Source organism: Caballeronia sp. DA-9 (assembly GCF_051615025.1).
In the GTDB taxonomy this organism is placed as follows: Bacteria; Pseudomonadota; Gammaproteobacteria; order Burkholderiales; family Burkholderiaceae; genus Caballeronia; species Caballeronia sordidicola.
The window spans coordinates 3,559,932-3,582,883 of the sequence record NZ_CP195133.1; the positions used below are offsets into that span (position 1 = coordinate 3,559,932).

The 22,952-nt window shown below is 59.1% G+C and carries 21 protein-coding genes, 1 tRNA gene and 2 riboswitches; of the genes, 6 read left to right on the forward strand and 16 right to left on the reverse strand.

Translation table 11 applies throughout. From position 1 onward, the window contains the following. Positions 1–2: 2 nt before the first annotated feature. Genes ACRWA7_RS32675 through ACRWA7_RS32685 form a run of 3 tightly spaced genes read left to right on the forward strand, consistent with a single transcriptional unit; the run spans position 3 to position 3,077 of the window. Complete coding sequence (locus tag ACRWA7_RS32675) at positions 3–998, forward strand: ABC transporter ATP-binding protein (protein ID WP_060817648.1); 996 nt, start codon at positions 3–5, stop codon at positions 996–998. After that, positions 995–1,999: a peptide ABC transporter ATP-binding protein gene (locus ACRWA7_RS32680; RefSeq protein ID WP_438394808.1), complete on the forward strand. Its 1,005-nt coding sequence runs from the start codon at positions 995–997 to the stop codon at positions 1,997–1,999. The genes ACRWA7_RS32675 and ACRWA7_RS32680 overlap by 4 nt, the downstream gene beginning before the upstream one ends. Further along, positions 1,992–3,077 carry a TraB/GumN family protein gene (locus ACRWA7_RS32685; protein ID WP_438394810.1) on the forward strand — a complete coding sequence of 362 codons (1,086 nt, stop codon included), beginning with the start codon at positions 1,992–1,994 and terminating at the stop codon, positions 3,075–3,077. The genes ACRWA7_RS32680 and ACRWA7_RS32685 overlap by 8 nt, the downstream gene beginning before the upstream one ends. 49 nt (positions 3,078–3,126) lie before the next feature. Here the strand turns inward: ACRWA7_RS32685 and ACRWA7_RS32690 are convergent, their stop codons facing one another. The 7 genes from ACRWA7_RS32690 to ACRWA7_RS32720 all read right to left on the reverse strand — a co-directional run bounded on the left by ACRWA7_RS32690 (position 3,127) and on the right by ACRWA7_RS32720 (position 12,395). Further along, positions 3,127–4,515 (reverse strand): L-serine ammonia-lyase, encoded by a 1,389-nt coding sequence (locus tag ACRWA7_RS32690; protein ID WP_438394812.1) that lies wholly within the window; start codon positions 4,513–4,515, stop codon positions 3,127–3,129. Positions 4,516–4,544: 29 nt separating this feature from the next. Further along, positions 4,545–5,648, reverse strand: coding sequence for an alginate lyase family protein (locus tag ACRWA7_RS32695; protein WP_438394813.1), 1,104 nt, complete (start codon positions 5,646–5,648; stop codon positions 4,545–4,547). A 106-nt stretch (positions 5,649–5,754) separates the two neighbouring features. Then, a complete protein-coding gene (gene gcvP, locus ACRWA7_RS32700) occupies positions 5,755–8,682 on the reverse strand; it encodes an aminomethyl-transferring glycine dehydrogenase (RefSeq protein WP_438394815.1) in 2,928 nt (975 codons plus the stop codon). Positions 8,683–8,747: 65 nt separating this feature from the next. Beyond that, the gene (gene gcvH, locus ACRWA7_RS32705; RefSeq protein ID WP_438394816.1) at positions 8,748–9,128 is read right to left on the reverse strand and encodes a glycine cleavage system protein GcvH; all 381 of its coding nucleotides are present in this window, start codon (positions 9,126–9,128) and stop codon (positions 8,748–8,750) included. Between the two features lie 65 nt (positions 9,129–9,193). Continuing rightward, on the reverse strand, positions 9,194–10,318 hold the full coding sequence (gene gcvT / locus ACRWA7_RS32710) for a glycine cleavage system aminomethyltransferase GcvT (protein WP_060817641.1): 1,125 nt from the start codon (positions 10,316–10,318) through the stop codon (positions 9,194–9,196). A 107-nt stretch (positions 10,319–10,425) separates the two neighbouring features. After that, positions 10,426–10,559, reverse strand: a riboswitch (glycine riboswitch). Positions 10,560–10,603: 44 nt separating this feature from the next. Beyond that, positions 10,604–10,718: riboswitch (glycine riboswitch) on the reverse strand. 107 nt (positions 10,719–10,825) lie between these two features. Further along, the gene (locus ACRWA7_RS32715) at positions 10,826–11,203 is read right to left on the reverse strand and encodes a hypothetical protein (RefSeq protein WP_438394818.1); all 378 of its coding nucleotides are present in this window, start codon (positions 11,201–11,203) and stop codon (positions 10,826–10,828) included. Between the two features lie 145 nt (positions 11,204–11,348). Then, positions 11,349–12,395, reverse strand: coding sequence for an oxidoreductase (locus tag ACRWA7_RS32720; RefSeq protein ID WP_438394820.1), 1,047 nt, complete (start codon positions 12,393–12,395; stop codon positions 11,349–11,351). Between the two features lie 273 nt (positions 12,396–12,668). On the opposite strand from ACRWA7_RS32720, the gene ACRWA7_RS32725 reads away from it, so the two are divergent. Further along, positions 12,669–14,765: a UvrD-helicase domain-containing protein gene (locus ACRWA7_RS32725; RefSeq protein ID WP_060817796.1), complete on the forward strand. Its 2,097-nt coding sequence runs from the start codon at positions 12,669–12,671 to the stop codon at positions 14,763–14,765. A 75-nt stretch (positions 14,766–14,840) separates the two neighbouring features. Here ACRWA7_RS32725 and ACRWA7_RS32730 read toward each other — a convergent pair whose 3' ends face one another. Next, positions 14,841–15,746: a c-type cytochrome gene (locus tag ACRWA7_RS32730; protein WP_438394823.1), complete on the reverse strand. Its 906-nt coding sequence runs from the start codon at positions 15,744–15,746 to the stop codon at positions 14,841–14,843. Between the two features lie 324 nt (positions 15,747–16,070). On the opposite strand from ACRWA7_RS32730, the gene ACRWA7_RS32735 reads away from it, so the two are divergent. Both ACRWA7_RS32735 and ACRWA7_RS32740 read left to right on the forward strand, forming a co-directional pair. Continuing rightward, positions 16,071–16,146: transfer RNA gene (locus ACRWA7_RS32735), tRNA-Arg, on the forward strand. Between the two features lie 72 nt (positions 16,147–16,218). Continuing rightward, on the forward strand, positions 16,219–17,199 hold the full coding sequence (locus tag ACRWA7_RS32740) for a tyrosine-type recombinase/integrase (protein ID WP_438394824.1): 981 nt from the start codon (positions 16,219–16,221) through the stop codon (positions 17,197–17,199). A 398-nt stretch (positions 17,200–17,597) separates the two neighbouring features. Here ACRWA7_RS32740 and ACRWA7_RS32745 read toward each other — a convergent pair whose 3' ends face one another. The 8 genes from ACRWA7_RS32745 to ACRWA7_RS32780 form a co-directional block, all read right to left on the reverse strand. Next, a complete protein-coding gene (locus tag ACRWA7_RS32745; RefSeq protein WP_438394825.1) occupies positions 17,598–18,158 on the reverse strand; it encodes a hypothetical protein in 561 nt (186 codons plus the stop codon). 926 nt (positions 18,159–19,084) lie between these two features. Beyond that, positions 19,085–19,612, reverse strand: coding sequence for a hypothetical protein (locus ACRWA7_RS32750; RefSeq protein ID WP_438394826.1), 528 nt, complete (start codon positions 19,610–19,612; stop codon positions 19,085–19,087). An 82-nt stretch (positions 19,613–19,694) separates the two neighbouring features. Then, the gene (locus tag ACRWA7_RS32755; protein WP_438394827.1) at positions 19,695–20,195 is read right to left on the reverse strand and encodes a hypothetical protein; all 501 of its coding nucleotides are present in this window, start codon (positions 20,193–20,195) and stop codon (positions 19,695–19,697) included. A gap of 35 nt (positions 20,196–20,230) precedes the next feature. Further along, positions 20,231–20,647: a hypothetical protein gene (locus ACRWA7_RS32760; protein WP_438394828.1), complete on the reverse strand. Its 417-nt coding sequence runs from the start codon at positions 20,645–20,647 to the stop codon at positions 20,231–20,233. Positions 20,648–20,649: 2 nt separating this feature from the next. Beyond that, complete coding sequence (locus tag ACRWA7_RS32765) at positions 20,650–20,790, reverse strand: hypothetical protein (protein WP_438394830.1); 141 nt, start codon at positions 20,788–20,790, stop codon at positions 20,650–20,652. Positions 20,791–21,043: 253 nt separating this feature from the next. Continuing rightward, complete coding sequence (locus tag ACRWA7_RS32770; RefSeq protein WP_438394832.1) at positions 21,044–21,319, reverse strand: helix-turn-helix transcriptional regulator; 276 nt, start codon at positions 21,317–21,319, stop codon at positions 21,044–21,046. A 544-nt stretch (positions 21,320–21,863) separates the two neighbouring features. Next, a complete protein-coding gene (locus tag ACRWA7_RS32775; protein ID WP_438394833.1) occupies positions 21,864–22,280 on the reverse strand; it encodes a hypothetical protein in 417 nt (138 codons plus the stop codon). An 88-nt stretch (positions 22,281–22,368) separates the two neighbouring features. Further along, on the reverse strand, positions 22,369–22,854 hold the full coding sequence (locus tag ACRWA7_RS32780; RefSeq protein ID WP_438394834.1) for a hypothetical protein: 486 nt from the start codon (positions 22,852–22,854) through the stop codon (positions 22,369–22,371). Positions 22,855–22,952: the final 98 nt, after the last annotated feature.

A 22,952-nucleotide genomic window follows, 5' to 3' on the forward strand; every position in this document is an offset into this window, starting at 1 on the left:
CCATGGAAGACCTTCTCACTATCCGCAATCTCGCCGTCAGCTTTAATGGCTTGCCTGCTGTCGATCGTATCGATATCTCCGTGAAACCCGGCGAAGTGGTTGGTGTCGTCGGTGAATCGGGTTCGGGCAAAAGCGTCACGATGATGGCGCTGATGGGCCTGATCGACGCGCCCGGAATCGTCACCGCCGATCAGATCACGTTCAATGGCACCGACTTGTTGAAGGCGTCGGCGCGGCAGCGCAGGAGGATCATCGGCAAAGACATCGCGATGGTTTTCCAGGACGCGCTTTCCAGCCTGAATCCGAGCTATACGGTCGGTTATCAGATCAAGGAAGTTTTAAGGCTTCACGAAGGTTTGCGCGGATCGAAGCTGCATCAACGTGCGCTGGAATTGCTCGATCAAGTCGGGATTCCCGATGCAAAAAGCCGTATCGATGCGTTCCCGCATCAGATGTCCGGCGGCATGAACCAGCGCGTGATGATCGCGATGGCCGTTGCGTGCAACCCGAAGCTCCTGATCGCCGACGAACCCACGACCGCGCTCGACGTCACCATCCAGGCGCAGATCATGGAGCTGCTGGTGAAGCTGCAAAAGGAACGCGGCATGGCGCTCGTGCTGATTTCGCACGATCTCGCGGTTGTGTCGGAAGTCGCGCAGCGCGTGGCCGTCATGTACGCGGGCGAAATCATCGAAACGAATCACGTGCCGACGATCTTCAGCGAGCCGCATCATCCGTACACGGAAGCGTTGCTTGCGGCGATTCCGGAGCACAGCCGCGGGGCGGAGCGTCTTGCCGCGCTGCCGGGCATGGTGCCAGGCCGCGATGATCGTCCGACCGGATGCCTGTTCGCGCCGCGCTGCAAATACGCCGTCGATGATTGCCGCCGCGCGCGTCCCGCGCTCTTTCAACTCGCTCCGAACGATCCGGCAGTGCGCGCACGATGCATCAAGCCGCTGAACATGGAACTCGTGGCAGAACACGGAGGCGCGCAATGAACGCAGTTCCTCAGGCAATGGCTCAAGATACGGTTCTCGTCGCCGATAAACTCGCAAAGCACTACAACGTCAAGCGCAGCATGTTCGCGCACGGCACGGTGAAAGCGCTCAACGGCGTGTCGTTCTCGCTCCAGCGGGGCAAGACGCTTGCCGTGGTGGGCGAATCCGGCTGCGGCAAATCGACGCTGGCGCGCCAGTTGACGATGATCGAGGCGCCCACGTCGGGACGATTGTTGATCGATGGCGAGGATGTGGCGGACGCGAATCGCGCGAAAGTCGCCGATTTGCGGCAACGCGTGCAAATGGTGTTTCAGAATCCGTTTGCGTCGCTGAATCCGCGCAAGACCGTGGAACAGACGCTCGGCGAGCCGCTTGCGATCAACACGAAGTTGTCGGCGTCCGAACGCGCCGAGCGGATCGCGCACATGATGCGCACAGTCGGGCTTCGGCCCGAACATGCGGCGCGGTATCCGCACATGTTCTCGGGCGGCCAGCGGCAACGGGTGGCGATTGCGCGCGCGATGATTCTCGACCCGCAGATTCTTGTTGCCGACGAACCTGTGTCGGCGCTGGATGTATCGATTCAGGCGCAGATCCTGAACCTGTTCATGGATCTGCAACAGCAGTTCGGGACGAGTTATGTGTTCATCTCGCACAACTTGTCGGTGGTGGAACATATCGCCGACGACGTCATGGTGATGTATTTTGGCGGTGTGGCCGAACTTGGCGACAAGGCAACGATCTACGCACGGCCGCGTCATCCGTACACGCGCTCGTTGATGTCGGCGACGCCTGCCTTGTTCGAAGAAGATCGGCGCATCAAGATCCGGCTGCAGGGCGAAATGCCGTCGCCGCTGAACCCTCCATCAGGTTGCACATTTCACCAGCGCTGCCCGTATGCAATCGATAAATGCCGCGTGGAAGAACCGGCGCTGCGTTTCGTCGATGGGCGGCACGTGTCGTGTCACCGCGCCGAGGAGGTTGGGGAAGTCGATGCCTGACGCAACGGCGGCGCGGCAGGTTGCGCGCCGCGGTGTTGTGCTTGCTGTTGTTGCGGTGGTTGCGGCTTCGTGTTTTCTGGCGCGTGCCGCCTTTGCGCTGACGGGCGTGGCGGCGCCGCCCACGCCATCGGCGGCGCCTTCTGCCTCATTGCCCGGTTTGCGCGTGCCGACGCCGCGTGCAACCGCGCCCGATATCACCGACCGTTCCGAAGGCACCACCGCGAGCGGCCCGGTTCGGGCGCAACCGGCGCACATGCCGTTCTACGTGGCCACGCGCGGCCAGGCCACCATCTATTTGCTTGGCACGCTGCATGTGGGGTATCCGGACGATTATCCGGCCAGCATGCCGTTTCGGAAGCCTATTCTTGGCGCGCTCGATGCATCGCCGACTTTGGCGCTCGAAATCTCGCCCGATGATTTGCTGGTATCGCAAGATGAGGTCAGCAAGTACGGGACGTGCCGCGTGCCTTGCTTGCAGCGCGCGTTGCCCGATGCGTTGTGGAAGCGTCTGGAAGCGCGCTTGCGCGGCAACCCGGCCATGCTCGCCGATATCAGCCGGTCACGGCCCTGGCTTGCGTCGATGCTGGTTGAAACCGTCGATACACTGAAGGCGGGTTTTCAGACCGAGTACGGTTCCGAGACGCAGTTGCAGAATGTGTATTTGCGGCCGCGCGGGCGGGTGGTTGGGCTTGAGACCATTAGCGAGCAGATATCGGCGTTCACGCGACTGACGCAGGCGCAGCAGCGCGAAATGCTTGCGCAGGATCTGGTGCAGACTCCTGCGGAGAATATTGCTGATGTGAAGGAGTTGCATCGGTTGTGGCGCATTGGCGATGCGGACGCGTTGAAGGCCTGGGACGATGCGAAGACGGAGAAGATCGCACGGTCAAAGGTGCTGGCGGCGCAAATCGATAACCGCCTGGTTTATGACCGGAATTATCGGTTTGTGGCGAGGGCGGTTTTGCTGGCAGCGCCGAATAAGCCGATTTTTGTGGCTATCGGGGCATTGCACTTAGGCGGGAAGCGAGGCGTGCTGGCGTTGTTGAGGAAGCGCGGGTTTGTGGTCGAAGGGGCCTAAGGCGGGGCATTGGCATTTGGGGAGGGTCGGGAACCCCAAAGCGCAGCAATCAACACTCGACTATATTGACCGCCAACCCACCGCGCGAGGTCTCCTTATACTTCGTCTTCATATCCGCGCCGGTCTGCATCATGGTCTTGATAACGGAATCAAGCGAAACATAATGACTGCCATCCCCGCGCATTGCCATGCGCGCCGCATTGACGGCTTTCATCGATCCCATTGCGTTGCGTTCAATGCACGGAATCTGCACCATCCCGCCAACCGGATCGCAGGTCAGCCCAAGGTTGTGTTCCATGCCGATTTCAGCCGCGTTCTCAACCTGCGTCGGCGTTCCGCCCATTACCGCCGCCAAACCCGCCGCAGCCATAGAACAGGCAACACCCACTTCACCCTGACACCCAACTTCTGCGCCGGATATCGACGCGTTCATCTTGTACAGAATGCCAATGGCCGCCGCCGTCAGCAAAAAGTCGATCACGCCCTGCTGGCTCGACCCCGGCATGAACCTGTCGTAGTAATGCAGCACGGACGGAATGATGCCCGCCGCGCCATTGGTCGGCGCCGTCACCACCCGCCCGCCCACAGCGTTTTCCTCATTCACGGCAATCGCGTAAAGATTGATCCAGTCGATCATGGAAAGCGGATCGCGCAACGCCTGCTCAGGCTTCCCAACCAGCGCGCGATACAAAACCGGCGCCCGCCGCTTGACCTGAAACGGCCCAGGAAGGCAACCGTCCGCATCGGGATTATCGATACCGCAACCGCGCTTCACGCATGACTGCATCACGTCCCAAATGCGCAGCAAACCCGACCGGATCTCGTCTTCGCTGCGCCAGACACGCTCGTTGTCCCACATCAATTGCGCTACGGACTTGCCGGTATCGCGGCAGAGCGCGAGCAGTTCGTCGCCGGACTGAAACGCATACGGCAATTGTTCGATAGCAGTCAGCACCTTCGCATTCAATGCCCCCGCCGTCACCACAAACCCGCCGCCAACAGAAAGATACGTGGCGTCGCGCAACGACGCGCCAGCGGCATCGAAGGCATGGAGTTTCATGCCGTTCGGATGCTCTGCAAGCGCCTGCCGCAAAAACGCAATGTGATCCTTCTGCACGAACGGAATCTCGTGCCGGCCGAGCAACGCAAGCTTTTTGGTCGTGCGCACGCTTTCGAGCCGTGGGCTGATCGTGCTGGCGTCGACGGTGTCGGGCGCGTCGCCCATCAAGCCGAGCATCACGCCGCGATCCGTGCCATGGCCTTTTCCCGTTGCTCCAAGCGACCCATACAACTCGCACTTCACGGAAGCCGTTGCGTCGAGCAATCCATCGCGTTCGAGCCCTTGTACGAACATCAGGGCCGCTCGCATAGGCCCGACCGTATGCGAACTGGACGGACCGATGCCGATTTTGAAAAGGTCGAAAACGCTGACTGCCATGACTGCTCCTGCAAAGTGCCGCTAAGAAATCATCGCGCCGGCAGCGGCAGGCAAACCGCCAGCCACGCGGGCGGCGTGGGCGCGAGGCGCAGCGCAATAGGCGTATAGCGCCCGTCGAGCCGCGCCGACAGATGAAACAATTCGGCCGCGTTCTTGGGATCCCATTGACCGGAAAAACCGGGCAGGCCGGCTTCACGGCGGCTGGCGTCGAAGGGCACTTTGGAATTCACGAATTCGTCATGCGTGCGCGTGCCCAGCGCATACGGCGTCAGCCAGTTCAACGCGCCAGCAAGCGTTGCACCGGATTGCGCGCGTTCCCCCAGCCAATTCCGGTTGTGGCGGCGCGCAGCGAGCGCCGCCGTCACCAGCGGCTGCAGATCGTAGGTGACGTAATGCAGCGCATCGCGCTCGGCGAAATCGACGGTCGAGCCATCGGGCGCAATGTTGTCGCCAATATGTTCCACATAGAGACGCTGCGCCGCGTTGATGAGCTTGCGGTCGTCGGTCGTGAACGCACCCATCGCGATCAGCTTGATCCTGTGACTCTGCCAGTTGTTCCGGTATGTGCCCGTGAGCGGCCGCTTTTGTTTATCGATATCCGCAATGTAGCCCGTCACCATTTTCGTGATAAACGCATTCGCGGCGTTGCGCGTCTTCACGGGCAGCGCGCTCGCGGTCAGGTCGTAGGCCAGAATCAGCGACTCGAAATTCGTTTCATCGATAGGATTGAAACTCGGCTGATAAATCGTCGCCCACGCAAACAGAAACCGGTCGACAAGACGCAAGTACGCTTCGTTTCCTGTCGCGCGCCAGGCAAGCGCGGCATCGCGCATCAACGAGAGATCCTTTTCCGCCTGCTCGCTTTCGTCGCGAATGCCCTGATGCGGCAACGTGCCTTCCGTGTGCAACGTTGCCCGCGCCTTCGGCTGCTCGTTCAAATGCGCCTGCACCATCTTTACCAACGCTTTCACGCCCGGATCGGCGTTCGTGCGCTCGCTGTTCTGCATCGCGGGCGCGGCGCAAAAATTCATTGCAGCGCTCGCGCTCTGCGCGCTCAACGCCGTCGCTGCGAGGGCCGCGATAATCGCCGGAACACGCCACGTCTTGTTCACCATCCGCACCTGTCGCGCCATGCAAAACTCCCTGATTGGCTTCGTTCGGGTGAGATGGTATCTGGTGTTGCGTGAATCCGGCAAAACCGTGCAGCTTCGGCCAAGCCACACGGTTGAAGCAAGTGCTTTATTCGCCGTACTCCGACAGCGGAATGCACGAGCAGAACAGGTTCCGGTCGCCGTAAGCGTTGTCCGCACGGCCCACCGGTGGCCAGTACTTGCGCGCCACCAGGGATTCCACCGGATACGCCGCCGTCTCACGCGAATAGGCGTGCGTCCATGCGTCCGCGACAACGACCGCCGCCGTGTGAGGCGCGTGCTTCAGCGGATTGTCTTCGCGATCCGACCTGCCTTCCTCGACCGCACGGATTTCGTCGCGAATGGCGATCATTGCATCGATAAACCGATCCAGTTCCTCCTTCGATTCCGACTCGGTTGGCTCGACCATCAGCGTGCCCGGAACCGGGAAGCTCATGGTCGGCGCGTGGAAACCGTAGTCGATCAGGCGCTTCGCGACGTCCTCGACGGAAATGCCGCTCGTCTCTTTCAGCGGACGCAGATCGAGAATGCATTCGTGCGCAACCAGACCGCCCGCGCCGCTGTACAGCACGGGGTAATGCGGCGCGAGGCGCTTGGCCACATAGTTCGCGGCGAGGATTGCGCTTTCGGTCGCGGCCGTCAGACCTTGCGCGCCCATCATGGCGATATACATCCATGAGATCGGCAGGATTGCGGCCGATCCATAAGGCGCCGACGATACCGCGCCAATCCCGGCTGCGTCGCGTTGATAACCGGTGGAATGCTGGTTCGGCAGGAACTTCGCCAGATGCGCGCCGACAGCAACCGGACCCACGCCCGGTCCGCCGCCGCCGTGCGGAATGCAGAATGTCTTGTGCAGATTCAGGTGCGACACGTCGCCACCGAACTGGCCCGGCGCGGTCAGGCCGACCATCGCGTTCATGTTCGCGCCGTCCACATAAACCTGGCCGCCGTGCGCATGCACGATCTCGCAGATTTCGCGCACGTTCGCTTCGAACACGCCATGCGTGGACGGATACGTGATCATGATCGCCGCGAGATTTGCAGCGTGCTTTTCGGCTTTGGCTTTCAGGTCGGCTATATCGATGTTGCCTTGTTCATCGCACGCAACGACCACGACCTGCATGCCCGCCATTTGCGCAGACGCTGGATTCGTCCCGTGCGCCGACGACGGAATCAAGCAGATGTTCCTGTGCCCTTCGCCGCGCGACGCGTGATATGCGTGGATGATCAGCAAGCCGGCGTATTCGCCTTGCGAGCCGGCATTCGGTTGCAGCGATACCGCCGCGTAGCCGGTACACGCGACCAGCATCTGTTCGAGCTGATCGATCATGGTCCTGTAACCGACGGTCTGCTCAGCCGGCGCGAACGGATGAATCTGCGCGAATTCCGGCCACGTCACGGGCAGCATTTCCGACGTTGCATTCAGTTTCATCGTGCAGGAACCGAGCGGGATCATGGTGCGATCGAGCGCCAGATCCTTGTCCGCGAGACTGCGCAGATAGCGCAGCATTTCGTGCTCGGAATGATGGCGGTTGAACACCGGATGCGTGAGATATTCGCTCGTGCGTTCCAGCGTTTTCGGCAACGAGGATTGGGCGTCGGAATCCAGCGCGTCGATATCGAACGTTTCCGTCTTGCCCGCCACTTCCGCGAACAACGCGAAGAGCTTGAGCAAGTCGTCGCGCGATGTGGTTTCGTCGACGGAAACGCCTACGTGCGTTGCATCGACATGGCGCAGATTCACATGCACCGCCGACGCCGCCTGATGCAACGCCGTGGTGTTCGCGCCGCTGACGATGGTGACGGTATCGAAAAAGGTTTCGTTCGCGAGCGTATAACCGAGCTTCTGCACGCCGGCTGCGAAGATGGACGCCACGCGATTTACGCGCAACGCAATGGTCTTCAGGCCCTGCGGCCCGTGATACACGGCGTACATGCTGGCCATGATCGCGAGCAGCGCCTGCGCCGTACATACATTCGATGTCGCCTTTTCACGGCGAATATGCTGTTCACGCGTTTGCAGCGCGAGACGCAGCGCGTGCTTGCCCTGGGCGTCGACGGTCACGCCGACCAGACGGCCCGGCATCTGGCGCTTGAAGTCATCGCGAACGGCCATGTACGCCGCGTGCGGACCGCCGAAACCGACCGGCACGCCAAAGCGCTGCGTATTGCCGATAGCCACGTCCGCACCCCATTCGCCCGGCGGCGTGAGCAGCGTGAGCGCGAGCAAATCCGCCGCCGCGATCACGAAGCCGCCAGCCGCGTGCACCGCTTCCGTCAACGCGCGGTAATCGTGCACGTCGCCATTCGCGCCGGGATATTGCAGCAAGACGCCGAATGCATTGGCCGCGGCGGCGTTGGCGGCGGGCCCCACTTTCACTTCGATACCTGCGGGTTTCGCACGCGTCTGCACGACTTCAATGGTCTGCGGCAACACATCGTCGGCAATATAGAACACGTTCGATTTCGGCTTGCCCACGCGCTGAAGCAGCGTCATGGCTTCGGCGGCGGCGGTGGCTTCATCGAGCAAGGAAGCGTTCGACATGGCGAGGCCCGTCAGGTCGATCACCATTTGCTGGAAGTTCAGCAACGCTTCCAGCCGGCCTTGCGAAATCTCCGGCTGATACGGCGTGTAAGCCGTGTACCACGCCGGGTTTTCAAGCACGTTGCGCAGGATCACCGCAGGCGTGTGCGTGCCGTAATAACCCTGGCCAATATAGTTTCTGAACACCAGGTTCTGATCCGCCAGCTTCCTCAGCGAAGCCAGCGCTTCCGCCTCGCTTTTCGGCTGCGTGAACGCGCCGAGCGGCAGCGTTTCATGACGCCGGATAGCTTCGGGAATTACCGCGTCGATGAACGCCGCGCGCGACGCAAAACCAAGCGCCTCGAGCATGGCATGCTGGTCGGCCGCATCCGGGCCAATGTGCCGCCGGGCGAAGGCGTCGTGGCATTCGAGCGCGGCGAGGGACAAGGATGAGCGGTTCATCAGGCGATCCGGGTGTTCGAGCTTCATGAGAATTCCTGCTGGTGCGGCGTGTTTTTCATGGGCAAACACGCCGCACGGTCGAAAGAGAAGTTTTACTCGCCGATCGACGTGCCGTAAGCACCGGCGTCGATCAACCGATCCGTGTTGGCGTCGGCGGCGGGCTTGATCCTGAAGAGCCAGCTTTCATACGGCGAACCGTTGATCTGGTCCGGCGTGCCTGTCAACGCGTCATTCGCGCCGACGATTTCACCCGAGACGGGCGCATAGATATCGGAGGCGGCTTTCACCGATTCGATGACCGCAATGGCATCGCCTGCGGCAACGGTCTTGCCGATCGGCGGCAATTCGACGAACACCACGTCGCCCAATGCTTCCTGCGCGTGATCCGTGATGCCGACGGTCAAGGTGCCGTCGGATTCGGTGCGCACCCATTCGTGCGATTCGGTGTATTTGAGGTCGGCCGGGATGCTCATTGGGATGCTCCAGTTTGTCTTTGAGGGTGGACGTGCGTGGCTTTTTCGCGAGCGTTCGGAAGCGCTTAAAGCGCCGTCAGAACCTTGCCGTTGCGCACGAACGGCAGTTTTACCACGCTTGCCGGCAGTTGTTTGTCGCGGATGACGACGTGCACTTGATCGCCCGGTTTCACGCTCGCCGGCACCCGGGCGAACGCGATGGATTCCTGCATCGAGGGCGAGAAAGTCCCGCTCGTGATTTCGCCTTCGCCGTCAGCCGTGACGACTTTCTGATGCGCACGAAGCACACCGCCGGCGCGGCCGTTTTCCTTCTGCAGGATCAAGCCGACAAAGCGCGCCTTCGATCCATTCGCTTCCAGCGCCGCACGTCCGACGAAAGCACGGTTTTTATCGTTCAGATCGACGGTCCACGAAAGTCCCGCGTCGAGCGGCGAGACCGTGTCGTCCATGTCTTGGCCGTAGAGATTCATGCCGGCTTCCAGACGCAGCGTGTCGCGTGCGCCGAGGCCCGCCGGTTTCACGCCAAGCGCCACCAGCGCGTTCCAGAATTTCTCCACTTGCGTGGCCGGGACAACGACTTCGAAGCCGTCCTCGCCCGTGTAGCCGGTGCGCGCGATCATCACGCCGCCTAATGACGATTCCGGGAACTGCACGGCGTTGAAGGGTTTGAGTTCGGCGGTTGCGTCGCGCGTTTCCGGCAGCACTTGCCAGACCTTTTCGCGTGCGTTCGGACCTTGCACGGCGACGATCGCGAAATCGCGGCGCGGCGTGATCGTGAGGCCGAAACCGCCTTCAGCGTTCAAATGGCCGAACCATGCAATGTCTTTCTCGGCGGTGCCGGCGTTCACAACGACGCGGAAGTTGTCATCGGCGAAGTAATAGACAATCAAGTCGTCGATCACGCCGCCTTCCGGGTTCAGCAGGCAGGAGTAGAGCGCCTTGCCGGGAACGGTCAGCTTGTCGACGTTGTTTGCGATTGCGTACTTGAAGAATTCGCGCGCCTTGTCGCCGGTGAAATCGACCACGCGCATGTGCGACACGTCGAACATGCCGGCATCGGTACGCACCGCATGGTGTTCGTCGATCTGCGAACCGTAGTTGACGGGCATGTCCCAGCCGCCGAAATCGACCATGCGCGCGTTGAGCGCGATGTGCGTGGCGTGCAAGGGCGTGTGTTGAAGATCAGACATGGAGCGGGGCCTCGGGCGTTCGCGAAAACAAAAAAAGGCCATGCAGCAATCCCGCTCGGAGTTTGGCGTTTGCAAGCGCAAAGCCCAAACCGCGTAGCGATCCTGTACATGACCCCTCTGTCCTCGGTACCTGAGAGATTGCACGCCATCAAGCCGATGCTTCGGCTTACAACGCGCGCCCCTTCGGTGGGCAACTGGCCGGTATTTCTTTCAGCCGATGCCGCTCTCCAGAGTGCGAATTTCCGTTTTTGCGCCTGACTAAAGGCTTCGCACATAAACGGAACTTCGACGCAGCCGGTCCTTTTGCCTGAGAGTTTGTGGGTGTGCCCCTTCGGCGGCGCTGCTTCGTTTGCTGTGTCAATCGACAAACAGAATCAGCGCGCTCTCCCGACGCGTGCGGCGAATTTACGCGACCGATATACGAATGTCAAACGAGGTTTGCTGATAGCGGCATGAGAAAGCCTGATGGCGGGCGCTCGCTGGCGACGCCCGCCGAGCCGATCGAACTTACTGGATTGCGTGCTGCACGCCGTCGAGTTCGCCATTCAGCGTGCGCTGTTCTTCGCCCGACAAACCGCCGCCGTGTTGCGAAGCCATATCGCGTGATTCCTGGCGAATCACATCCAGCCGATGATGGAATGCATCGCCCTGTGGCGGCGGATAAAAGCCCTGGTTCACGCGCTGATCGACATGGCGCCACATCGAATTGATCCGCCCGTTGACCTGATCCATTCTGTGCACCGCTTCGGCATGCGGATCGGGGCGTGCGGGCGTTTCCCGGACGACATCGACTTGCCGCGTCGGCTCGACAACACACGCCGCAAGCGACCCCGCGAGCGCAGCGCCAATCAGCGCGCGTGCGCAACTTTGCTTGAATGTCAGCATGAAAGTTCTCCCCTTGTGATTTTTAAGATAAGAGCGGACGACCGGAGAAGAACGGTTCGCAGACCACCCTGGCTGACGCGAGAGCGGCCTGCGAATGTAACGCTGTGTGTTTGAAAGACAGGCGTGAGGCGGTTGTCAGCGCCGCCTATTGCAGCTGCTTGAAATCGATGCGGCGTCCTTCGGCGTTGCTGCGGATGGCGATATCGATGATCGTCATGACGTCGACGGCATCCTGCGCCGTGATTGGAAACTCCTTGCCATCGAGCACTGACGCCGCCAGCGACCGATAAAGCTCCGCATAAGCACCATCGCGCGTGGCGAATTCCTGGCGCAGATCGTGGTCGCCGTCGACTTCGCGCAAGAGGCCGGGCGGATTCTTGCCGAATTCCGCGTTGCCGGGGCGCAAACCGGCTTTGAGCTGGTCTTCCTGGACATCGAGCCCCGTCTTTACATAACTGCCGCGCGTGCCGTGAATGGCGAAGCGCGGCGGCTCCAGCGCGGCAAGCGCGCTCGCATGCAGCACGATTTCCTTGTCCGGATAGCCGAGCAGCAAATGGACGTAATCCGGCGCGCTCGCGTGGTCGCGCTGTGCCTTGACGGTCGCGAACACGGTCTGCGGCGCGCCGAAAAGGGCCAAGGCCTGATCGATCAGATGCGGTCCCAGATCGAACAACAACCCGCCTCCGCGCGATGCTTCCTCGCGCCAGCGCTGCGGCACTTTGGGCCGGAACCGGTCGAAATGCGATTCGTAATGCGTGACACGCCCAAGCCGCCCGCTTTCAATCAGGGCGCGCGCGGTCATGAAATCGCCATCCCATCGGCGATTGTGGAACGGCGCGAACAGCAAACCGCGGGCTCTGGCAAGATCGGCGAGCGTCTTGGCGTCCGCGCCAGAAAGCGTGATGGGTTTGTCGACGACCACGTTCTTGCCCGCTTCAAGGGCCTTTTTCGCCATGTCGAAGTGTGTGTCGTTGGGCGTCGCGATCACGATGCATTCAAGGTCGCCGAGCGCGAGCAACGCGTCGAAATCGGCGACGATCGTGGCGTTCGGATAATCGGCCAGCGCCCGCTCGGGCTTGCCCGTGGCAATGGCGGCGAGTGTCGCGCGACCGCAATGTTCGATCACCGGCGCGTGGAAGGTCTCGCCGGCAAAGCCATAGCCCATCAGGCCGACTTTTAGAAGTGCTGTCATGCAGGCATCCTGTTTGTGTTGGCGACGCCGGTATTGTGGCACGGGCAAGTTTCAGCCCGGAGCACCGCGCAACGCCTGTTCTTCATGGCGAAAGGGTCAGAACCAATGCCTTCGGCCGACAGTTTCTTCCGTGTTAACATCGCGCTCTCGAAATCGCGGCCGCTTCTGGATTTGATCTTCAAGCGCGTGATTCCGCCCGCTTTCCCGCTCACAACGCGTAATTCCAGCGGCCCCAGGCGTCGCGTGATTTGCGCATCTCAAAGTGTCCGAACGATGTCCGCAGCAGGTATGAACGCCGCGCAATCCGAAGCGGTGCGCTATCTCGATGGTCCATGTCTCGTGCTCGCCGGCGCCGGCAGCGGCAAGACGCGCGTGATCACGCAAAAAATCGCGCATTTGATCGAGCGAAAGGGCTTCGAGCCGAAGCACATTGCCGCGCTGACCTTCACGAACAAGGCCGCGCTCGAAATGCGCGAACGCACGGCAAAACTGCTCGAAGGGAAGACGCTCACGGCGCCCGGCAAGGAAGGCCGCCGTGTACCGGTGAACCAGCTGACCATCTCGACGTTCCATTCGCTTGGCGTCCAGATCATGCGGCAGGAAGCCGAGCACGTCGGGCTGAAGCCGCAATTCTCGATCATGGATTCCAGCGATTGCTTCGGCATGGTCCAGGAGCAGCTCGGAACCACCGACAAGGGCCTGATCCGCAAGGTCCAGTCGATCATTTCGCTGTGGAAAAACGGCATGGTGTCGCCGGATCAGGCGTCGGCGATGGCGTCGAACGAAGACGAGATGCAGGCTGCCATTGTGTTCCGCAGCTATGTGGCGACGCTGCACGCGTACCAGGCGCTCGACTTCGACGACCTGATCCTCAAGCCCGCGCAGCTTTTCGCGGAGAACGAGCAGGTTCGCGAAAAGTGGCAGAACCGCCTGCGCTACCTGCTGATCGATGAATATCAGGACACGAACGCCTGCCAGTACGAATTGCTGAAACTGCTGGCTGGTCCGCGCGCCGCGTTCACGGCGGTGGGTGACGACGATCAGGCCATCTACGGCTGGCGCGGGGCGACGCTCGAAAACCTCGCGCAATTGGGCAAGGATTTCCCGAAGCTGCATGTGGTGAAGCTGGAGCAGAACTACCGGTCGACGGTTCGCATCCTGACCGCGGCGAACAACGTGATTGCGAACAACCCAAAGCTCTTCGAAAAGAAGCTTTGGTCCGAGCACGGCATGGGTGACTCAATTACCGTGACCGCGTGCAACGACGAAGAGCACGAGGCCGAATCGGTCGTGTTCCGCTTGTCGGCGCATAAATTCGAGCGGCGCTCGGCGTTTCGGGATTATGCGATTTTGTATCGCGGGAATTTTCAGGCGCGGATATTCGAGCAGGTTTTGCGGCGCGAGCGGATTCCGTATGTGCTGTCCGGCGGACAGTCCTTCTTCGATAAAGCCGAGATCAAGGACATCGTCGCGTATTTGCGGCTGATCGCGAACCCCGACGACGACCCCGCGTTCATCCGCGCGATCACCACGCCACGGCGCGGCGTGGGCAACACGACGCTCGAGGCGCTCGGTGCGTTCGCGGGGCAGGCGAAGGTTTCGCTGTTCGAAGCGGTGTTCATGGGTGGGATCGAGGCGCGGTTGTCGGCGCGCCAGGTCGAGCCGTTGCGCGCATTTTGCGACTGGATGCAGCGTCTGTCTGACCGCGCGGGGCGCGATCCGGCAACCGAAGTGCTCAACGACATGATGGAAGCCATTCACTACGAGGCGTATCTCTACGATGCCCACGACGAACGGCAGGCTCAGTCGAAATGGCAGAACGTGCTTGAATTCTGCGAGTGGCTGAAGAAAAAGGGCACGAAGCCGGAAGTGGCGGATGCGGAGGCGACCGGCTACGACAATGCCGATGGTTTCGGCGACGAAGGCAAGAACTTGCTCGGCCTGATCCAGACGGTCGCGCTGATGTCGATGCTCGAAGGCAAGGACGAGAATCCCGATGCCGTGCGGTTGTCCACGGTGCATGCATCGAAGGGACTGGAATATCCGCATGTGTTTCTGGTCGGCGTGGAAGAGGGAATCATGCCGCACCGGGGTAATCCGGACGCCGATGCGGATGCGCCGGTGGATACGGGCCGGATCGAGGAAGAGCGGCGGCTGATGTACGTCGCGATCACGCGGGCGCAGCGCAGCTTGCATCTGAACTGGTGCAAGAAACGCAAGCGGGCGCGGGAAACGGTGGTGTGCGAGGCGTCGCGGTTTATCCCGGAAATGCTTCTGGACGATGCCCCGCCGCCAACGGAAGAGGAAGCGCCGATGTCGCCGAAGGATCGGATGGCACGGCTGAAGGAGTTGTTGCAGAAGCCGGCTTGAGGATTGAGCGGTATGAAAACGAAACCCCTGCGTTTTTGCGCAGGGGTTTGTGTTTGGCTGGTCTGCTGAAACCGTCTACTTCGACGCGGCAACCATGTAATCGACGGCGGCTTTCACGTCGGCATCGGATGCATTCGATCCACCTTTCGGCGGCATTGCGCCCTTTCCATGCAGCGCGTAGCCATAGACGGTGTCCATCGGTTCTTTCAGGCGCGGGGCCCAGGCATCCTTATCGCCGAATTTTGGCGCGCCGAGCACGCCTGCCGCGTGGCACGCCTGACAAACCTGCGTGTACAACGCCTTTCCAGCTTGCGATGCATCCGCGCTTTGCGCGCCTGCCGCCGGTGCGGAGCTTGCCTGCGGCACGTTTGCCAAGGCGGCGACTGCGGCTGCGGCCTGGGCGTTATCAGTTGAAGAAGCGGCTGCTGCGCCGCTCGCCGGGGCGGCAGCCGCCGATGCACCCGCTGCCGCGCCAGGCGCCGGTTGCGCGGGTTCGGCGAATTTTGCGCCGCCATCGTTGGCCATGTAGACGACTGCCCGGGCAATTTCGAAGTCGCTATAGTCGTCGGGACTGGTGCCGCCGCGAGCGGGCATGCCGCCTTTGCCATTGAGCGCGTTGTGGAGCAGCGTGTCATAGCCTTCCGCAATTCGCGGTGCCCAGTCGCCCGCATTGCCGAACTTCGGCGCGCCGGCTACGCCAGCGGTGTGGCAGGTCGTGCAGACGGCTTTGAAAACCTGTTCGCCGGTTTTGTAGACGCGGGGGGCGTTGGCGTCGCGGATATCGACTTGCGCGACTGGGGCAATGCGCTGCGCGACGGCGGCATCCGAGAGGGAATCGGTGCCGGCGCCGGTGCGTGTCGTATTGTTGACGTAGACGGCCAGCAGGACGATCACGACGATTGGAATGGCGAACCCGGCGACGATTGCCGCGATGAGTTGGCCGGGCGTTTTGATCGGGACTCCGTGGGGTGCTTCACTCATGCTCGTCTCGTCTCCCTTTTTATATGTGAGTCGGTACAGCGACAGCGTGACAGCAACGGCGATTCTCTCGAATGGTTTTAAACGTTTTCGCCAGCACGGTCGATTATAGACGGAACGTTTACGTGGCGGCATGCCTGCAAAGGCTTGTCGCAGCGCGTGTTAACCCGGATTTTTGGAGGTTTTGCAGAGGCTTTGGAAGATGCAGGCGTTAGACGTTTAAGCCCTTGCGATGGACGAATCGTCCGAAAACAGGTATTGTTTCGGACTCGCAGCAGTCCTGCCTCCATGATTTTGTATATGGAACGCGGTACTCCTCGCTCATATGCGCCCGTAGCTCAATGGATAGAGTACTGCCCTCCGAAGGCAGGGGTTGCTGGTTCGATCCCAGCCGGGCGCACCAAGTAAAATCAGATACTTAGCGCACATCCCAAAGGTCACCCTCGCGTCCATAGGACTTTTACGGGACGCAACGATGGCATCATTTTCTAAGCGCACAAATTCGACCGGTGAAGTCACGCACCAAGCGAAGTGCCGGCGCAACGGATTCCCTACCCTCTCCAAGACATTCCGAAACCTCGCAGACGCTAAAAAATGGGCGCGGCAGGTGGAGCGCGGTTGGGACAATGGAGAGGTTCCAGCCGCGCCAGCGACCGAAGGCGGGCACGGTACGCTCGCCGATGTCCTAAAGCGATACCGGGACGAGGTTGCACCGAACCACAAAGGCGGCTGGATCGAGTCGTTGACCATTAACGCTTGGATCCGAGACGAGCCGGGCCTAGTCGGGACCCAGATTCACGAGATTTCGCCGACTGTGATTGCCGCGTGGCGCGACAGGAGGCTGAAGGTTATTAAGCCTTCGAGTGTGGCGCGGCAAATGAATATCTTAAATAGCGCAATTTCCAAGGCAAGACTGGAGTGGGGAATGCCTATACCGGATTGCAAAGTGGCACGTCCGAAAAGTCCACCACATCGCGAACGCGTTTTGGCTGATAAAGAGGAGGCCGCGCTGCTGCTGGCGGCTGGCGACTTTAAGCCGGTAATCGAGTTCGCAATCGCCACTGCCATGCGCCAAGGCGAAATCGCGGCGTTACGTTGGCCGGATATCGATTGGGAGCGAAAGATTGCCCGGCTGCACACTTCTAAAAACGGTTTGCCGCGCGATGTGCCGTTATCTAAAAGAGCGTTGACCGCGCTGGAATGCATGCCGCGTGGAACTGGGCCGGTATTCGGTTTATCTGCTGAGGCGATTAAACGCAAGTTCATCCGCCTGACTCGTCGCCTGAAAATCGTTGGTCTGCGATTCCACGATCTAAGGCATACGGCCATCACTCATTACGCTCAAAGCGGCTTGAATCCGCTTCAACTAGCCGTCATAAGTGGTCACCGCGATATCCGGATGCTGAGCCGCTATACCCACTTAAAAGCGGACGACATTGCGTTAATGATGGGCTGACTCGGTACGGGGGTGCGGCTTGTGTACAGTCTTGGCTTCACTTCCTGCCGAGTCTAGGCTGTCGCGCCGCATCTCGGTCGTGGGTTTCTCGCTGCGTGCGCGGAAACGGGACGGAGGCGGGACGTTGAGCTCTGGATTGGGCAGTAATAGCTACGCCAATCGCGGCAACCATATGCGAAAACATCGTTGCCGCTAATCATCTGACTAGACAATTGTGTCTAGCGTTAAGTAGGCTTAACCCTCTATAATCGAAGCAGGCCGAAGCGAAAGCTCCGGCCTCCCGTCAACTCGTGACGGTTATGAGACTAATAAGGTCCCGTATTGCCTAGTCACGATTCTCCTCCTTTCCACGCTCACCATAGCGCGGTTTGGTGTCCCCTCGGCAGAGGACGGGTGAGTTACAGAAGGTCATCGGCATCGCCAGTGTCATCACCACTGGCGATGCCATCCTTCCTCTTGTAAAGATTCTTTTCGCGAATCAAAAAGCCTTCCCTTACCAGCTTCGACAAGGTAGTTGCAACCGTGCCAGCGTTAGCGTCCACCTTGCGCTTCTTAACTGCCACTGCTACGTCAAATCGGCTTAGCGACTCGCCCGACATAAATAAACTTTTGATCAAATGCTTCGTACTTGGCGGCATCAATGCCAAATCCGTTTCGCTCGAACGTATGCTTGTAACAAACGGCACCTTGAAGTTTTCGGCATTCAAATCACTCGAACCAGCCGCAGACAGGGTAAGGTGGCTAGAATAATTCTTCAGCGCGTCTCGTTCCTTTCCAAACTCGTCTTCTGTCGGTGTACTACCTTCCGACGCCTCAAGCTGTTGCATAACTCCTAGCGCAATTGCAAGTCTCTGGGCCTCTGCGTCCAGATCCAGAATACTCTGCCTATGCCGGTCGATCTGCTGCCGGATAATTTCGAGTTTTGCCGTAAGGCTGGCAATGGCGTCCAAGGTCTTCATGCGAAAGAGTCTATCACGTCATCAAGCAGACGTGAAACATAATTACCCGAAGGTAATTCTCTACCGCTTGCCAGCAATGCTATGCACTAATATTGTGCTTACCACTTTATCGGAAATGAAACAAAACCTGCACATGTTGAAGCGACAATGTTAACGAGGCGTTTCACGACTGGCCCGCAGCTACGCCGCGCTGACAACACAACATATAGTCCAATTTGCATTTCCTAGCCCCAAGTATAGTGACATTCCGCACACTCGCAAAAACTTTTATTTGGTGAGGATTTCACTAACCGGGGTTGACTTTTCGAATACCAACGTCGGACATGGGAAAGCGGCACTATATGTAGTTAGACCTGCCGCAGTGCAGATAGATAATCGTGGCTGTCAAGCCCTAGATAAGCCCGAAAGCGCCTACCAGCAAGGGATTAGATTAATAGACGTTGTTTGTTTCGCGAGAGCCGCAAGGTTATCTTGCGGAATGACTTTGAGTTACTTCGAATGACTTTGCGTTACTTTGCTTTATGTTTTCGGCAATCTTCGGGTAGCGTTTAAACGGTTTGAAAACCGGAATTGATTCAAAGTTGAACTCAGGCGAACCCGCTGATTGTTGTAAACGACTGGTCCGAATCGACCGCTTTCGCATTTCGTTTGAATGAACGGGGAGTTGGTGAAACATCACACCATTGGACTTCAGTTGAACGCTGGTGATGAAAGCAAATCGTAATACTTTTAGCGCGGCGAGTTTTCGCTTGCTCGGGCTTAGGGAACCGAGGCGAGTACCGGGGTGGGAAGGAGGCCGCGACTGTGGTACGAGGCCACGTGCCCTGCCTGTGCTAGGCAGTAGCGGCTCAATACAGGATTGGGTTTTGCGGCTAGACATAGAGCAGCGGGACGCGAGTGGGACGCTGGCCGCGATATGCTTCGAGTTATTTGCGCGAGAGCGCGCTCAACTCAAATTCATATTCTTTGCCGAGCGCGCGGAAAGTGGCGCGTCCTCGCTTGACCTTCTTGCGAAACCGAATCACTTTGCAGCCGAATTGCCCGAAGAGTCCCAAGTCTATGAAGGCTTGCTTTGTGCTCTTGTGAGTGGTCGTCTCACCGTCCACGGTCACCTTGACGCCGTCTCTCTTGAGGCGAGTCGCTGCAATGTTCTCGTCTAGCCACGACTCTGAAGTTGCAGCCGCAATGAGCTTCTTTGTTTCGGCGCGTTGCACATTTGCGTCCAGGCCCGGATCGTGTCTGGGTTCGTCTCGCGGCAAATGCTGCTCGCGCGTCCGATGTTCAGTCCAACGAAACTTAGCGCCTTCCAAGCTGACACGTGTGTTCGCGTTGGACATCTTCGCGCCGAATTCGGTGTTAGCCTTCCAAATAGACCAAACATTGCAATCGTCAAAGGACAGCAGCGCAGATATCGTATGCGACCATGCTCGATCACTGCAAAGATCGTCAATCATATTCGACTCCTAATCACTTAAAGCTACATAACAAAAGCGCCGTGCCTGTTAGACACCGGCGCTTCTATTGCAGTGCATCCGATTACTTCTGCAAGTCTCTGATATCGTCATACGGGTCGTGCGGAAGCGATGCTCGATGTTCTCGCGCGGCATTTTCCATGCGCTGATCGAATGCGGAACGCTGCATAACCGCCGCAACTGCCTTCGCATCAGCCGCGCCCTGACGTTCGAATTTGGCGCGCAAAGTCCGTTCATCATTCGCGCTCATCGCTCGCGAGTCGCCTAACGTCGCGGCAACTGCGCTGGGAGACGCCAGTTCTTTCTCCCGCGATAATCCCATTCCATCGGCAACATCTCGCAGCGCGTCCACGAGGCTGCGCAACGCTTGTACCGCACGCGTCTTGCGGATGCCTTGCACGCCGGTCACGCTCGGCTTCACGCTTTGTATGCCGTCGATGGGCTTGGTGGCCTCGTAAGCATCGGACTTATCTGCGATGCGCCGCGAGGCATGCCCACGTACGTTCGCCTTAAGGCTCACGTTCGGTGCGCCAGTGTCGCGATTGATTGTTACGGTTCGTGTCATGTTGCTGCTCCTTAATGTGGGCGGGTTTATATTGCTTAGTGCTTCACGTGCTGATCGGTGAGATCGGCCAGCAGTGATTTTGCTTCTCGATTGATACTCGGCTTACGCGATTGTGCGAGTTCCGTCGCGCACTCGATCATGGCCTCCACTGCAACTTGCCTTACATGAATCCAAGACATTGAGGCCACGGCCTTTCGCACATCACCATCGCGACACTGCTCGTCCAAATGCCGCCCGCCCCATGCAGCTTCGTATGGCGTGAACCGAAGCACATCGGCATATGCCTGATCGAACGCCTCATTGCTCGGCACCCCCTCCGCACGCATACGAACGAACGCGTCATACTGCTCTGGAAGCACGCTCTTAAGGTGTGCATTCCCAAAATCGGACGGCTTCAGGGCGCAATCGGACGGCTTCAGGGCGCAATCGTCATGGGTCGTTTTCCAGAACATTTTTAACGCTCCTGATTGAGTCGCAGTGCGGCCTTCGCTTTCGCCTTCACGCTGGATCGAACCGCGCGCCACGCTTGCTCAGGGAGCCAGATCATGACGATTGCCGCTGTGCCCACGATCACGCGCAACGTATCGATTAGCATTGGCTAGGCTCCTGCGCCGAATCGCACTCAGACATATCGCACAGTTGCTTTCTGGCCTGAATAGCGGCGCGTCGCAACACCCGATAAAGCGTTCGCTCGTCCACATGTCTAAGATCACCACGCCTAATCGCGCCGACTTTTCGGACATGCAGGCATGCATTCTTTGCTACGCGTCTGCGACCACGAGCGTCAATGAAATCGAGTATCAACGCGGCACATTCGCACGCGCGCTGGTATCGGTCGCCAGTACGGGTCATGCTGCCTCCTCGTTCGCGCGCGCTCGCGCTAAGTCGAATGTCACCTGTGCTTTCATCCATTGCTCCGCGCTCGGCCCGCTGTTCGATAACCACGCTTCTAGCGCGCGTGCGGTGCGCGGCGTGACGCGTGCGCGCTCATTCAATATTTCGTACAGCCGGGTTCTCGCTATGCCGATGGCACGAGCGGCATCAACCTTCTTGATTCGGTTATCTCTCAGCCAGCCTTTCAATGATGCACCCGGACTTTCCCGGTCTGTGAGTTTGAGTTCCATTCGTTATCCTTATGAATGACAGGAAACGTACTGGTTTTCGGTACGTTTTACACAATCTTATGGGTGGCCGCGACTGCCGACAAGCTGCAAAAACGTACACCAGCTTTCGAATACAGATCGAGTGCGCATTCGCGGGTTTGCGTCCTGCTCGCGTCCCTCAGTTGTCCGTTTTAACGCGGATCGCATGCCCGTATTGGGATGCTTGCTGCCTGCTGTAGGCAGGGTGCGTCCGACCGAGCCGCGCGAAATTGTGTTTGTGAGGCCACGGCGCGCGATAAGTGTGTTGGACGTGTTCTAGGGAAAGGTGTTCTGACGGTCGTCGCTTCGCCGCGAGGCCGTATGGATCGAACTAGCTGCGCTCGCCCAAGGACAACACAAACCTCGTGGTCTCAGCGAGCAACGCCGCGCCGAGAACGGGCGCAATCAACATCTTTATCACGAGGTATGTGGACGCAACACGGCAAGCCACTATCAGGAGTCTCGCCGCCCAAATTGTGATGGACCGTAGGAGTGTTCGCTTGTTTGATTCGTTCTTGCTCATCGATTACTGCTCGCTGGAGCGCGGTTTAACGCTGTCTAAGATCGCTTTAAAGTCAGCTTGCATATTTTCGATTATTTGCATGCAGATATCTTCACTGGCATAAAAGACACCCAATTCGTCAAAATCGGCAGTAGGACCCGTTATGCCGAAGGTTTTGACGAGGCCGGTCTTGCAGCGCTCATGTTCGGGCAACAATGCCTCGTCACCCCACAAGTCTTGATTGAGTTCTTCTATATCTCGCGTGTCCGCAGCGGGCCAAATGTCGTGAAACTCTGCGTCACTAATTCCGCTGGCTTTCCTGTGTGCAGCCTTCAGTTCGAAATACGCCCAGCGGTTTGCGACTCGCCGCCCATGAACTTGGAGGATTGCATCGTAATCGGCTTGGGCCTTCGACTTAGTCGCGTCGCTAGTAGTGTCCATCTTGGCTATCCAGTGTTCTATCGGCTTCGTGCTAGCTGGTTGGTCCGTTTGTAGGTTCCGAGGTCGCGCGTGGCTTCCTGGGGCGTTTTTAGTGTTGCGTGATAGCTGCGCGCGCCGAGTTCAACACGTCAAGGAGTGCATTCGCTCGCTCCTCCGCTTGCGGCGCACGCTTCGAGTTGCCTTGCTGGTCGATAGTTGTGATACCCGCGAGGACATTTAGCTCTTTGATTGCGTTCAGGCGTGTGGATTCCCTTACGCGCGGGTCCTCGATGAGCTTGAGGAGATTGTGCATGGACTTCTTTCCGTCCCATAGTTCGCTTGCCATCTTCTCCGACAGAACCTTGTCGAATCTGATCTTTACGTATGGGTTGCTGTCTGCCGCGAAACCGAGTTGGTCAACGTTATACAGACTCACTCTCAGACGTATGAGCTCGAATGCATCGATAACGGCGAGATCGCGCGGGGTGCCGCGCACGCGGAGTTCGATATACGCATCAAACAGCATGTAATATTTTTGCGCATACGCAGGGTCTGCGAATTCAAATGGGTCGTATTCAGTTTGAATATCGTTCATGTTATGTAGTCCTGTGTACCTTCGCGCGAAGTATAGCTTGGGCATCCACTGGCGGGACGTACACTGATGATCAGTCGTGTTCTGGACATGCGGTTGAC

What these genes read in the sequence shown, in the direction of transcription:
- ACRWA7_RS32750 (WP_438394826.1), bottom strand. Translation starts at nt 19,612, where the DNA reads ATGATTGACGATCTTTGCAGTGATCGAGCATGGTCGCATACGATATCT.
- ACRWA7_RS32695 (WP_438394813.1), bottom strand. Translation starts at nt 5,648, where the DNA reads ATGGCGCGACAGGTGCGGATGGTGAACAAGACGTGGCGTGTTCCGGCG.
- gcvP (WP_438394815.1), bottom strand. Translation starts at nt 8,682, where the DNA reads ATGAAGCTCGAACACCCGGATCGCCTGATGAACCGCTCATCCTTGTCC.
- ACRWA7_RS32730 (WP_438394823.1), bottom strand. Translation starts at nt 15,746, where the DNA reads ATGAGTGAAGCACCCCACGGAGTCCCGATCAAAACGCCCGGCCAACTC.
- ACRWA7_RS32690 (WP_438394812.1), bottom strand. Translation starts at nt 4,515, where the DNA reads ATGGCAGTCAGCGTTTTCGACCTTTTCAAAATCGGCATCGGTCCGTCC.
- ACRWA7_RS32725 (WP_060817796.1), top strand. Translation starts at nt 12,669, where the DNA reads ATGTCCGCAGCAGGTATGAACGCCGCGCAATCCGAAGCGGTGCGCTAT.
- ACRWA7_RS32760 (WP_438394828.1), bottom strand. Translation starts at nt 20,647, where the DNA reads ATGTTCTGGAAAACGACCCATGACGATTGCGCCCTGAAGCCGTCCGAT.
- ACRWA7_RS32675 (WP_060817648.1), top strand. Translation starts at nt 3, where the DNA reads ATGGAAGACCTTCTCACTATCCGCAATCTCGCCGTCAGCTTTAATGGC.
- ACRWA7_RS32780 (WP_438394834.1), bottom strand. Translation starts at nt 22,854, where the DNA reads ATGAACGATATTCAAACTGAATACGACCCATTTGAATTCGCAGACCCT.
- gcvT (WP_060817641.1), bottom strand. Translation starts at nt 10,318, where the DNA reads ATGTCTGATCTTCAACACACGCCCTTGCACGCCACGCACATCGCGCTC.
- ACRWA7_RS32775 (WP_438394833.1), bottom strand. Translation starts at nt 22,280, where the DNA reads ATGGACACTACTAGCGACGCGACTAAGTCGAAGGCCCAAGCCGATTAC.
- ACRWA7_RS32740 (WP_438394824.1), top strand. Translation starts at nt 16,219, where the DNA reads ATGGCATCATTTTCTAAGCGCACAAATTCGACCGGTGAAGTCACGCAC.
- ACRWA7_RS32720 (WP_438394820.1), bottom strand. Translation starts at nt 12,395, where the DNA reads ATGACAGCACTTCTAAAAGTCGGCCTGATGGGCTATGGCTTTGCCGGC.
- ACRWA7_RS32765 (WP_438394830.1), bottom strand. Translation starts at nt 20,790, where the DNA reads ATGCTAATCGATACGTTGCGCGTGATCGTGGGCACAGCGGCAATCGTC.
- gcvH (WP_438394816.1), bottom strand. Translation starts at nt 9,128, where the DNA reads ATGAGCATCCCGGCCGACCTCAAATACACCGAATCGCACGAATGGGTG.
- ACRWA7_RS32745 (WP_438394825.1), bottom strand. Translation starts at nt 18,158, where the DNA reads ATGAAGACCTTGGACGCCATTGCCAGCCTTACGGCAAAACTCGAAATT.
- ACRWA7_RS32715 (WP_438394818.1), bottom strand. Translation starts at nt 11,203, where the DNA reads ATGCTGACATTCAAGCAAAGTTGCGCACGCGCGCTGATTGGCGCTGCG.
- ACRWA7_RS32770 (WP_438394832.1), bottom strand. Translation starts at nt 21,319, where the DNA reads ATGGAACTCAAACTCACAGACCGGGAAAGTCCGGGTGCATCATTGAAA.
- ACRWA7_RS32755 (WP_438394827.1), bottom strand. Translation starts at nt 20,195, where the DNA reads ATGACACGAACCGTAACAATCAATCGCGACACTGGCGCACCGAACGTG.
- ACRWA7_RS32685 (WP_438394810.1), top strand. Translation starts at nt 1,992, where the DNA reads ATGCCTGACGCAACGGCGGCGCGGCAGGTTGCGCGCCGCGGTGTTGTG.
- ACRWA7_RS32680 (WP_438394808.1), top strand. Translation starts at nt 995, where the DNA reads ATGAACGCAGTTCCTCAGGCAATGGCTCAAGATACGGTTCTCGTCGCC.